Origin of the sequence: Flavobacterium sp., from assembly GCF_043722275.1 — a bacterium.
GTDB lineage: Bacteria > Bacteroidota > Bacteroidia > Flavobacteriales > Flavobacteriaceae > Flavobacterium.
Genome location: NZ_JAYSPC010000202.1, coordinates 1 through 12657 on the forward strand (window position 1 = coordinate 1; position 12657 = coordinate 12657).

Annotated in this window: 8 protein-coding genes; 1 reads left to right on the forward strand and 7 read right to left on the reverse strand. The window is 34.5% G+C overall.

What is annotated here, in order from left to right:
• On the reverse strand, positions 1-194 hold a 194-nt coding region (locus ACHZDT_RS23645; protein ID WP_394777156.1), incomplete at its 3' end, for a hypothetical protein.
• 170 nt (positions 195-364) lie between these two features.
• On the opposite strand from ACHZDT_RS23645, the gene ACHZDT_RS23650 reads away from it, so the two are divergent.
• The gene (locus ACHZDT_RS23650) at positions 365-1282 is read left to right on the forward strand and encodes a hypothetical protein (RefSeq protein WP_394777157.1); all 918 of its coding nucleotides are present in this window, start codon (positions 365-367) and stop codon (positions 1280-1282) included.
• 465 nt (positions 1283-1747) lie between these two features.
• Here ACHZDT_RS23650 and ACHZDT_RS23655 read toward each other — a convergent pair whose 3' ends face one another.
• From ACHZDT_RS23655 to ACHZDT_RS23680, 6 genes are all read right to left on the reverse strand, one after another.
• On the reverse strand, positions 1748-3772 hold the full coding sequence (locus tag ACHZDT_RS23655) for a glycoside hydrolase family 97 protein (protein ID WP_394777158.1): 2025 nt from the start codon (positions 3770-3772) through the stop codon (positions 1748-1750).
• A gap of 25 nt (positions 3773-3797) precedes the next feature.
• On the reverse strand, positions 3798-5042 hold the full coding sequence (locus ACHZDT_RS23660; RefSeq protein WP_394777159.1) for a glycoside hydrolase family 71/99-like protein: 1245 nt from the start codon (positions 5040-5042) through the stop codon (positions 3798-3800).
• 919 nt (positions 5043-5961) lie between these two features.
• Positions 5962-7467, reverse strand: a complete 1506-nt coding sequence (locus tag ACHZDT_RS23665) for a RagB/SusD family nutrient uptake outer membrane protein (RefSeq protein WP_394777160.1) — start codon at positions 7465-7467, stop codon at positions 5962-5964.
• A 24-nt stretch (positions 7468-7491) separates the two neighbouring features.
• A complete protein-coding gene (locus ACHZDT_RS23670) occupies positions 7492-10512 on the reverse strand; it encodes a SusC/RagA family TonB-linked outer membrane protein (protein WP_394777161.1) in 3021 nt (1006 codons plus the stop codon).
• Positions 10513-10628: 116 nt separating this feature from the next.
• Positions 10629-11711, reverse strand: coding sequence for a hypothetical protein (locus ACHZDT_RS23675; protein WP_394777162.1), 1083 nt, complete (start codon positions 11709-11711; stop codon positions 10629-10631).
• 92 nt (positions 11712-11803) lie between these two features.
• Positions 11804-12328 carry a DUF5004 domain-containing protein gene (locus ACHZDT_RS23680; protein ID WP_394777163.1) on the reverse strand — a complete coding sequence of 175 codons (525 nt, stop codon included), beginning with the start codon at positions 12326-12328 and terminating at the stop codon, positions 11804-11806.
• Between the last annotated feature and the right edge of the window lie 329 nt (positions 12329-12657).

Sequence of the window (12657 nt, forward strand, 5' to 3'; positions counted from 1 at the left end):
TCTCTTTGTGATAGATTCCTGCGCTGCAAAATCATAATTAAAGGAAGTTGTTCTAACTGTAAATTAATTCCGGCTTCATTCATTAATGCATTTGTATGACGAAAAATAGTTCGTTTCATCCTATGTACCTGAAAGAAAAAACTATCTGAAATTCCATCTTTAAAAACACTAAAATCTGCTTCATCTTTTTTCATAAAACAAAATTACAAAAAAGAGTGACATGTCAACTAATTTTGACAATTTTTATAATTTACTGAATATCAATATTATTACAAAATAATAACAAGAAAAAACTCAAAACTAATCCTTTTTTTTATTAACTTTAAATGTTACAATTTATCAATAAAATCTAAAAATTAGTCATATGAAAAAATTATTTTATTTTTTGATAGTTTCCCTTTTCTGCATAACCATTCAGGCTCAGACTACAGCTGAAATTCCTGTACAAAACACTTTACCAACTTTAGAAAATGATTCTGATTTGTCTCCACAAAATTACGATGCGGGAGATTTACCATGGCACGGAAGACGTTTTAAATTTACAGCAGGTGTATTTTTCCCTTCTAATAATACACAAGTTGAAGTAGGAAGCAATAATGGTGATTTTGGAAATATGATTGATTTTGAAAAAGATCTGGGATTTAATAAACAAACCACATCTTTTACCGGAGCATTTGAATGGAGAATTTCAAGAAGATCAAGGTTTGGCGCTGAATATTTTTATTTAAAAAGAACAGCAACTAAAACGCTTCAAAAAGACATAGAATTTGGCGATCACACTTATCCGGTCAATGCAAGTGTATCTGCTTTTTTAGACAATCAAATTTATCGAGTTACGTACGGATATGCCTTTATCTCAAAACCCAGCTATGAAATTGGCGCTCTTATAGGAGCGCATATTATGTTTGCAGATGTGGGACTTAAACTTGAAGGCGTAACAGCTCAGGCAGAGTATAGAGACAACTTTGATTTTACCGCTCCGCTCCCGGATCTTGGACTTTGGACAGAAATTGTTTTGGCAAAAAATTGGGGCCTTTATGCAAATGCCAATTATTTTGCTCTTAAAATAAATGATATCGACGGACGTCTTTGGAGTTATAACTTGTCGATATTATATAATGTTTACAAAAACTTAAGCTTAACTGCCGGTTATACAGGCTTACACATTAGAGTTGATGCCGAAAAAGAAAAGTTAAACGGATTTTTTAAATGGGGTTATAATGGTCCAACATTAACCGCAACGTATGCATTTGGAAATCACGTTAAGTTTTATAAACATTAAAGGAATTTTAAACCATGTAAATTCATAGAAGAAATATAAGTTCTATTTTGAATTCCTAAACTCATTTTTTTGCATCGCGAAGTTTTAAACCATGTAAGTTCATAGAAGATATTATAAGTTTTGGTTTTGCGTAGATTGTCATAAAAAAAAATTCACCGCAAAGGCCGCTAAGATTTTTTCCTTTTTGGAGCTTATGTAAACATAAGTTCGCAAAGCTTTGTGTTGAAAATACTTTGTGTTAGTTTCTTGTGTTCCTTTGACTTCGCTCAGAATGACAAAAATGTGGTATCGGAATCGATATAAAAAAACCTTTGTCAAAGTTAAACTTTGACAAAGGTCACAACACAAAGTAAAGGCGAACTTTGTGTTTTATAAAACTGCTTAATTACAAAACTTTGCGTGCTTTGCGGTAAAATAACTAAGCTAGTTTATTGCTCAAACTTAACTCAAAATAAACTCAACTAATTATTTTTCAATTGGAGAGAATTTTATAGCTGTTCCTCCTCCAGCTGCCAATTTAAGATCTAATATTGTTTTACTATTTACTTTTTGTTTTGAAATTGTTACAGGATACGGATTCGTTTTATAATTTGCTCCCGCTCCATCAGCATAAATTACAGCTTCATAATCCTTTCCTTTGTCAAGAAATGATAAATCGACTTTAAGGTTTCTTGCAGCACTATTTGTGATAGAACCCAAATACCAGTTTTTCTCGTCCCAGTCTTTACGGACAATTGTTGTGTATTCTCCTATTTTAGAATCCAGGACTTTAGTATCAGACCATGTACACGGAACATCTTTTATAAACTGAAATTCCGGTTTTCCTTCATAATTCTCCGGTAAATCTGAAGCCATTTGCAACGGACTAAAAATAATCACATACAATGCCAATTGATTTGCCAGTGTCGTTTGCACTCTCGCTCCCGAAGGTGTTTTATAATCAAAATTGAAATTTCCCGGCGTATAATCAAAAGGTCCTGAAAGCATTCTGGTAAAAGGCAAAGTCGTTAAATGTTCCGGAGTATTTCCGCCATCAACAGACCAAGCGTTGTATTCCTGACCTCTTCCGCCTTCTTGCGTCATAAAGTTGGGATAAGTACGCTGCAATCCTGTTCCTTTTATAGGTTCGTGATTGTCGATCATGATATGATATTTAGCCGCAGTTTCCATTACTTTTCTATAATGACGCGCTCCGTATTGGCTATCGTGCCATTCTTTTTTATCCAGATATTTATTTACATAGCCCGTTTTTACGGTATTTACGCCCATTTTTTGGTACAATTTAAAAGCATCTTCTAACTGGCTTTCATAATGTTTTGTAGCTCCGGCCGTTTCATGATGTCCTATCAAGCGAACATTTTTTATGGCAGCATATTTTGTAATTTCTTCCAAATTAAAATCAGGATATGCTTTTACAAAACTAAATGATGATCCATCAGCCGTCCAGTCACCGTCCCAGCCTTCGTTCCAGCCTTCAACTAAAACTCCGTCTAAATTGTTTTTTGCCGCAAAATCAATATATTCTTTTGTGTTTTTAGTTGTTGCGCCATGTTTTGGTCCTTGTCCCCAAGTGAACTTTTCCAGATGCATTCCCCACCAAATTCCAATATATTTTGAAGGCGTAATCCACGAAAGATCTTCAATTTTTGATGGTTCATTTAGATTCAGCATAATTGTCGAAGTCGCCACTTCTCCGGGAGTTTTCCCTACAACAATTGTTCTCCACGGAGTTCTAAAAGGCGTTTGAGCATATACTTTTACGCCATTTTTCCACGGTACTAATTCGCTTTTGTATTGTTTATCATTTGTTTTTAATAACGTCATTGAAGTAAAATCCGTTAAGTTGGCTTCGTGAATTGCCACAAATAATTTTTCTTTGGTTTCAAAAGTTGCCGGAGTATTTATGGTATCGGTTTTACTTGTTGGCGTTTTACGGTATGTACTTTCGTAATAACTATTTTCGCGATGTACGGGAATCCACCAAACATCATTATTTGATTTGAAAGTAAATTGCGTAATCTCATTTGATATTTCGACTTTATCTAAATGGGACTGTTTCGGGAATTCATATCGAAAACCAATCCCATCATCAAAAACCCTGAAAATAATATTGACCAAGCGCTCTTCGCCTTTTGATTCTTTTAAATGAATAATTAATTCTTTGTGATGATCTCTCACTTTTTTAAATTCTCCCCACGGTTGTTCCCAAGTTTCATCTGCTGATTTTTCTTCGGTGGAAACCACTTCAAAACCTTCTGTCATTTTTTGGATGCCTTTAAATTCAAATCCCAATAAAGACGGTTCTATAACCGATTTTCCGTTAGCCGTAAAACTATATTGCGGCTGACCTGAAGGAGTTAATTCAAAAACTAATTCGGTATTTTTTCCTGGAGAACTTATCTTGTATGTTTTTTTAGTACCAGAATTGCAAGCGTAAATCAATATCGACGCTAAAGCGATTAAACAGTATCTATATTTTATGTTTTTCATTATTTAATTGTATTAATTACAACTCTTATTTAATTTCGTTTAGTAACTGTTTTGCTTTTGCTGGCTGCATGGAAACAAAATAATTAAAAGCCTGATCTAATTGTTTCTGGGCATCGGCATTGCCTTTCTTTTCTGTTCGCAGATTGTACATTTTACTGATATCAGGAAAAACGGTTTCGGTGCTTTTTACACCCGCAAATGCTTTTACTTTTTCAATATAAGTATACCCAAATTCTACTGTTGGCTCAAACATTGTTCCTTCGCCAAAGTCATTCCATGTGATTAATTGCAGGAAATTTAAATTCGCATTTTTAGCCAAAGAAAGTGTTTCGTCAAGAGTAGCTCCATTGTTGGGTTCTATGGTCCAGCCAATTGCTGCTCCGCCACCACCTTCGGCATAAAAATCTTTAAATCCAGGATAAGCACTTCCTATTGCAACAGCCAGTTTTGGTTTTGTATTGGTATAAAAATTAGTCAAATAGGTATTATTTTTATAAACCCACGCATATTCTCCCGAAGCATTTTCACCAGTTTCAACTGATTGATCCCAAAGGGTTAAAAAAGTAGGTTTTGTGGTTAACGTATTAAAAACATTGGTCCATTCGGCTGGGGTTTGCAATACAATTGGTCCAAAATTCAGCAATAATGGTTTTCCGTTTACTTTGATGTAATTTTTATCATCAAAATAATTTTTCTCCATATATGCTAAGTCGGTTTTTGCCGCGCCGGTGACTGATATTGCTTTTCCGGCGTTTACGACATTAGTCAAAATTCTGTCCTCATAAACAATGGCATATTCTAATCCTACTTTGTCCAGCATTGCGATAAGCTGTTCTGTATTTTCTTTTACCATTCTATAATCATTGACATCATAAGTGCCGTACCAATCGATTAAAACGCCATCGATTCCTGAATATTTCATCAATAATAAATGATTTTCGATCACATTTTTATCGCCTGAATGATAAGGACCAATTAGCGGATAATAATATGACGCAATTTCGCGACGATTGTTTGCGCCTATGTTGTTTGGATTTTTGTTTGCCATTGTCCAGTGATATCCCCATTTTTTATCGGCACTACTTTCATTGGTTTCAAACCAAGGCATATAATGAACGTAAATTTTGGTGCTATTTGTTTTTTCAATAGCAACAGGCTGAATTGTTTCCGGTTCTGTAGGCTGATCTGAATTTTTATCGTCGCTGCTACAACCCGCAACGACTAAAATATTCATGATCCCAAAAAACAATAATGTGATAGATCTTTTCATATTGATGTGTTATTTGTTTTATTTTTTGCCACAGATTAAAATGATTAGAAAGATTTTTTTTTAATTATTTCACGTAGATTTATTTACTCTAATACATCAAAACCAAATCTGCTTTAATTTGCTAAATCTGCGTGAAACTTTTTAATCATTTTAATCTTCTAATCTGTGGCTAAAATTATTTTACGCTGATTTAATTGATTCAAGCTGATTTTACAGATAAAAATAATCTGCTTAATCTGCCTAATCTGCGAGAGATAATCTGTGACTAAATTTTTTCTGGCAGATTAGGCAGATCTGGCAGATTTTTTTCTTTTCCACTTATTAAAAAGATTTCCATAGATTTTTTTAATCATTTTAGTCCTCTAATCTGTGGCTAAAATTATTTCACGCAGATTTTAATTGATTTAAGCAGATTCTGCAGATTTATTTACTCTACATCAAAATTATATCTGCTTTAATCTGTAAAATCTGCGTAAAACTTTTTTTTAATCATTTTAATCCTCTAATCTGTGACTATTTTTTTCTCACGCAGATTTTGCAGATCTGGCAGATTTTTTTCTTTTCCACTGATTAAAAAGATTTCCATAGATTTTTTTAATCATTTTAATCCTCTAATCTGTGGCTAAAATTATTTCACGCAGATTTTAATTGATTTAAGCAGATTCTGCAGATTTATTTACTCTAATACATCAAAATTATATCTGCTTTAATCTGTAAAATCTGCGTAAAACTTTTTTTAAATCATTTTAATCCTTTAATCTGTGACTAAATTTTTTCTCGCAGATTTTGCAGATCTGGCAGATTTATTTTTTTTGCCACTGATTAAAAGATTTTTAATTTTTAATTCTCAATTTTTAATTCATATAAAATATGTCAGCCTTCCACGACTAACCAACACGGAAGACTGACATTCATTAATTTAGTACCCAGGATTTTGTACCAAATTTTTATTTGTAGTTAAAACTGTACTCGGAATTGGGAAAATCGCTCTGTATTTCTCCGTTGCGCCTTTTTCCCACCAAGGAAGGAAGTAGGTTCCAAAACGGATATTATCTGTTCTTCTTCTTCCTTCAAAAGTAAATTCCTTCAGCAATTCTTTATCTATAAAATTAAGATCGATTGTTGCTGGCATTTCTTCTCCGGCACGCGCTGTAATTTGCTGAATAAATGGTTTAGCCAAATCAGCAGATCCTAAACGAACGTAACATTCTGCTTGCATCATCAGGATTTCGGCATAACGAATCAATACAAAATCGTGATCACGTTCCCATTGTTCGCCGGCTTTCATTTCGTATTTTCCTAAACGAACTCCTTGATTTTCTTTGGCATCAGCCACACTTGTAACTTCTTCTGTATATGTTAAGGGTTCTCCGTTATCCATTACAATAACTTGTCCGGTTGCTGCATTGATCTGATCGCCGGCAACCATACATTTTCTTCTTTTATCTGTTTCTGCAAAAGCCGAATAAACGCCGGGTTGTGCGCACATTCCGTTTGCGCTCCACGGATAATCATTTCCTGTAGCCGAAATTGTCAATTTATGAAGGTAATGACATGACATTGAGTTCATATAATTTCCAACTGTTCCTGCTTTTGAATCGTAAGGAATTGCGAAAATAATCTCTGGTGACTTTTGATTTTCTGTTGCAAAATTGGCAAAGAAATCAGGCGTTAATGTATATCCGGTAACTTTCTGACACATATTAATACAATCCTGCCAACGCGCTGTTCCTATAAAAGCTTCGGAATTAAGATATAATCTGGCTAATAATGAATACGCTACGTTTTTTGTCAATTTAGAATACACAACATTCGAAGTCAAATGCGGAATAGCGTCAAGTAGTTCTTTCTCCACAAAATCATACACTTGTTTTCTGGTAGAATTGGAAGGCAAAGAGGTATCTTCAAAATTTACTACGATTGGCACATTACCAAATGCGTCTAAAAGATTGTAGTAATAATAGGCTCTCAACGATTTTAATTCGGCATAAATTGGTGCTTTTGCAGCATCGGTCAATGATGATTTATCAACTTGATAAAGGATCGAATTGATCTTGGCAATTCCGGTATAATTGTAACGCCATGACGAAAGAATCAAGCGATTATCAGCTTTCCAGGTATGTTTTTGTACATCCTGATATTGACCGCCGTCATACCAGTTTGTTCCTCTTGTTGGGATTGTAGCTTCATCTGAAGCAGTTTCATTCAAAAAGAAAACATACTCACTTGTTGGATAATTATTTGAGATTCCGTCAGCAAATCCTCTTAATGATGAATATGCTCCGCCAACTAATGCATCAACTTCTTTTGGAGTATTTCCAAAATTTCCATCTTCAACTTTATCATATAAATCTTCATTTAAATTGGTACATGATATCGTAAAAAGCATGCTAACTAATAGTGCTGCAGTTATTTTGATTTTCATTTTATATATTTTTGAGTTAATCGCTTAGTTATTCAGCGTAAAATTTAATCCTACAGAAATCGTTGTTGGACGAGGATAATTATTATATCTGTCAATTCCCGGCGCTGCTAATCCGGTTAAATCCATTACTCCCGTTTGATTTATTCCGTCTTGAGCATTTAAACCAATTTCAGGATCTACGCCTTTGTACTTTGTAAATACAGCAAGGTTTTCTCCCATAAGATATATTCTAAGTTTAGAACTTTTGTATTTTAAAGGCAAAGTATATCCTACTGAAACGGTTTGAAGCCTGAAGAAAGAAGCATCTTCGATCCAATAACTTGAATATTTAGGTGCAGAAGTGATACCGCTATTCAGGAAATCATCCGGAACATTAAAAGTTGGTAATCTGTTAGGATCATTCAACATCATGTTTGTAGCGTTTAAAGCTTTTTGACCAAACATTCCGTATCCTGAAATTCCTAAATCAAAGTTTCCGTAAGTAAAATTCATTCCAACACCCATAGTTAAATCCGGCTGAACATCGCCCAACGCTTTTTTATCAGCATCGACTAATGCTTCGCCTAAAACTTTATCTCCGGCAGCATTGAAGTACAACATTTTTCCATCTGTATCAAGTCCTGCGCTTTCAAAACCCCAAAAAGTTCCTACTGCATAACCTTCGGCAATAATTTGAGAATATTGTCCTGACATTCCTGCTAATCCGTGAAGAGATCCGCTGTAAATAACATCAGTTTTATAAGTAGGATTTGATAATTTCTCTATTTTTTGAATGTTGTGCCCTAATGTCAAATTAGCATTCCAGGAAAATTTATCTCCTTTTACAATATCAGCATTCAAAGTAAGTTCCAATCCTTTGTTTGACATTTCACCCACATTTGCTAACATAGTTCCCACTAAATAAGGTGGTTGAGGAACTTCATAAGTATATAATAAATCGTCGGTGTTTTTTACATAATATTCAAATGAACCCGTAATTCTGTTGAACAAACTAAAATCCAAACCAACATTTAATTGTCTTGTTGATTCCCATTTTAAGTCAGGATTTGGGTTTTGTTTTGGCGAATAAGCTAAACTCCATGTTCCCGTTGCAGGATCGTAATAACTGTCATTTCCAACTCCTAAAATTGAAAGTGATTTGTATTCACCAATTCCGTCCTGATTTCCTGTAACTCCGTAACCAACCCTTACTTTAAGGTTGTCTAGCCAGCCTTTTGTAGAACTCATAAATTCTTCGCTTGACACTTTCCATGCCGCCGAAGCTGACGGGAATGTTCCCCATTTATTATTTTCTCCAAAACGGCTTGAACCATCTCGTCTCACTGTTCCTGTTAGTAAATATTTTCCATCATAAGAATAATTTGCACGGGCATAAAACGAAACTAAATTTGATTTTCCTTTGTATGAATACACATCGCCTAAACGATAATTATAACCCGCACCAAGATTGTTATAACTAAAAGCATCTGTTACAAAACCACTTCGTTGTGCGCCAAAACCTTCATAGATATTTTCTAAATATGAATATCCAGCAAGTGCGCCAATAGTATGTTTGTTGATTACTTTATTGTAATTTACATAAATTTCGCCTTGAGCATTTGCATATTCTGCATAGGTTCTTTGAGCATAACCGTTTTCAGTTACTCCTTCCATAACCGCGTAACTTGGTTTGTAAGTTGCTCCTTTTACAGCATTATGTTCATAAGAAATATTCGCAACCGCAAGAAAATCTTTTGCAAATTTTACTTCGGTTTTAAAATAACCTAATAATCTGTGTCTTTCGTTATCAACCGTTCTGTTTGTTAAAATTTCAACCGGGTTTTCGTAAATATTTCCTGCTACCGAAGAGAAATTTCCGTTAGCATCATAAACCGGAATCGTTGGATTTAAGTTATATGAACGTTCAAAAATTCTATAATCCATTGGGTGCCATTTGTCAACATTAGCAAATAAGCCCATGTCAAATTTTACCTCTTTATTATCTCCAAGATATTGATACGCATTGATGTTTCCGCTCAATCTTTCAAGACCCGTTTTTTTGATCACACCTTCATTGTTTAAGTACGAAAGTGATGTTCTAAAACCGCTGTCAGCTTTTCCTGAATTAATACTTAAAGTATGCGATTGCGAAATAGCAGTTTGCTGTAATGCTTTTTGCCAGTTTGTATTTCCGCCGTAATCAACAGCATCTGAGTTTCCTGTACTGCGAACGTAACCTCTCCATTGATTTGCTGACAAAAGATCTAAATTATCCGTTACATAACCCACGCTTGATAAACCGCTGTACGTAACCGAAACTCCTTTTGTACCAGATTTTGTTGTGATAATAATAACTCCGTTTGCTCCTCTTGATCCGTATATGGCTGTCGCCGAAGCATCTTTAAGAACGTCAACAGATTTAATATCAGATGGCTGAACGATGTTGATATCAACTCCCGCAATTCCGTCAACTACAATCAGCGGACTATTACTTGCGGTTAAAGATGTTCCTCCGCGTAAGCGAATTGTAGAACCCGCCGCAGGATCTCCAGATGGACGAATGATATTTAATCCCGCTACTTTTCCTTGCAAAACCTGTTCTGTAGAAGATATTGTTCCTTTTACTAAATCATCTGATTTTAAACTTGAGATTGCTCCGGTTAAATCCGATTTTTTTTGCGTTCCGTATCCTACAGAAACTACCTGAACTTCAGCAAGCATATAACCATCGTTTTGTAAACGAACGTCTAAATTAGGTTTTGTTGCTGCCGTAATTTGCACTTTTTGAGTGGTTGAACCAATGAACGAAACTTCAATAGAACCTCCTACGGCTACCGATAAGGTAAATTTTCCGTCAAAATCTGTGGTTGTTGCATTTCTCGTTCCTGCTTCAAGAACCGTAGCTCCCGGCAATACACTGCCTGTATTATCATAAACGGTACCTGATACCTGCTTTTTTTCCTGCGCAAACATTCCCGCCGAAAGAAAAAGCATGAAAATCATGAATACCACATTTTTAGTAGTCCACATGTGATGCAGGACTATTTTTTTATTTTTACTATTCATAAGTAGTTATTTATTGTTTTTTTATCGGTCATATGTAATTCGCATAGTTATTATTGGTTATAACCAAATTTTGGATTATGCTCATTTCATTAGAATTGATATTAATTTGATAGTGATTATTTGTCTAAAGTTTTAAGTGGAATCGTAGTATCCGAAATCGTTTTGTCTTTATTGTCTTTTACCAAAACATGAATTTCATTTAAATTCGGAATCCCATTAAGTTCTGAAACCAGGTTGACAAATCCTTTAATCTCTGCCGTTCCACCAGAAAACTCACCCGAAATTACTTTGCTTCCGGCTGTAATTGTATAAAGCAATTTATTCACGCCAGATTCATTGTTTTTTCTGGACATTCCAAGAAAATCTTTTTGACTAATTTGCAAAGGAAAAAATGCAAAAACCGGTGGCGGTGGCGGTACAAAAGCTCCAGCGTATAAAACCTGATCAGGAGTTGTTCCTGCCCAATTGTCTTTCACCATCAGGAAAACTAAATTTTTCATTTCGTAACCATCAGGAGCATTGTAATAATCCTTTGGAACCAAATCCATTTTATAAAAACCGTTTCCTAAATCCTTCAGTTTTGTTTTTTCTGCAATATCCGGTTTCGAAGCTTCATACATTTGCTGAATATCCCAATCATTTAGTCCGCTATGCATATGAACACTTGTTGCTCCTGCAAATCCCGGAGCTAAATTGGCATTAAACAAAATACTTACACCTTTATCAATTGTTGGTTTTGTGGGATAAGCTCTAATCAGCTCGTTTGCAGTATAAAATGTTGTAAAATCAGTGTAAGGCATATTTCCTACTTCACTTTGTTTTGATCCGTTTTTGTTTTTTAAACGAAACCAAAATCCGGCACTCGCTGCAATTTCTGCCGGAGTTTTAGAAAAATATTCGGTTGGAGTCAAAGTAAAACTCCAGATCTTATCCTTTACATGCGTTAGTTTTGCAAAATCAGATGAGTTTTCCCAATTTCCCGCATCCGGCTCTGATGGTGACCAGATCCAGATATAAAGATCTTCGTTTTCAGCAAATGTAGTAGCTGACATATCAAAATACCATGTCACTTTTTCATCATATTTGTACACCACCGGAAACGATGACATAGCGCCCACAGCTCCTGCAGTTTCTTGTGCCTGCATAAAATTAGGAGCCATAAAAAGGGCCAGTAAAATTGTATATATAAATTTTTTCATGTGTATATCATATTTGTTTTTTAAAGGAACATGGTATCGCCATTCTTTGTGCAAGTTTGTTATTTGGAATCATGGCGATTTCATATTACTTTTTAATTAATAGCATTTAATTTAAACACGTAAGACACAAATGGGCTTCCGCCGGAACTACGAACCAATTGAATTTCCATTTCTTCGTTTTTTCCGGGAACTGATGTTAATCTGAGTTCATCTGTTTTTTGGGTTTTCTGAGCATCGCTATACAAATAAATTCTGATAGCATTTCCTGCTTTTGTGGGCTGAAAATCTGAGCTTAACTGCCAGAATCCTTTTGGAGCGAATAAAGGAGGAACATTGCCCGTAACTTCATAACTTGTTGGATTGTTTTTTTCATCTACATTGAATTTGATTTTAAAATCCTCGTAATTGAAATAGGTACTCAAGTTTTCTTCGCTTGGTTCGATCTTATTTGCCTTTGCAAATTCATCCACCATCTTCAAATTTGTTAATCCCCAATTTCCATTTACTTTCTCATAAATGGTAATTGGATCAACGTAGCTTCCGTCTTCTGTACTATCGCAGGAAATCGCAAATAAGCACATCAAAACAGCTAACCAGTAAATACTTTTACTTCTCATAAATTTTGGTTTTTGTTAGTTTTTATTCTTCTAAAAGAACAGCACGAAACTAGATGTTAAATAAATCTAAAAAAAAAGATCTGTGAAAAATCAAGATATAATTCGATTATTTAAAAGTTTAAACAACTGAAAATCAATCTACTATTACGTTTTCGTAATTTAAAAAATCAAGGTTTTGTTGAGACGAAAATCACAAATAAATAATGGTAAAAATGACAATATCTAATTTAAAACAGATTATTTTTTCACTATCTATATATTTGAATAGTTTTTATTGTATAATTGCAAGTTGTTAGACCACTTTTAACATTCACAAACCATTTTCACGC

Coding starts and splice junctions, on each gene's coding strand:
- ACHZDT_RS23650 (WP_394777157.1), top strand. CDS start 365: ATGAAAAAATTATTTTATTTTTTGATAGTTTCCCTTTTCTGCATAACC.
- ACHZDT_RS23655 (WP_394777158.1), bottom strand. CDS start 3,772: ATGAAAAACATAAAATATAGATACTGTTTAATCGCTTTAGCGTCGATA.
- ACHZDT_RS23660 (WP_394777159.1), bottom strand. CDS start 5,042: ATGAAAAGATCTATCACATTATTGTTTTTTGGGATCATGAATATTTTA.
- ACHZDT_RS23665 (WP_394777160.1), bottom strand. CDS start 7,467: ATGAAAATCAAAATAACTGCAGCACTATTAGTTAGCATGCTTTTTACG.
- ACHZDT_RS23670 (WP_394777161.1), bottom strand. CDS start 10,512: ATGAATAGTAAAAATAAAAAAATAGTCCTGCATCACATGTGGACTACT.
- ACHZDT_RS23675 (WP_394777162.1), bottom strand. CDS start 11,711: ATGAAAAAATTTATATATACAATTTTACTGGCCCTTTTTATGGCTCCT.
- ACHZDT_RS23680 (WP_394777163.1), bottom strand. CDS start 12,328: ATGAGAAGTAAAAGTATTTACTGGTTAGCTGTTTTGATGTGCTTATTT.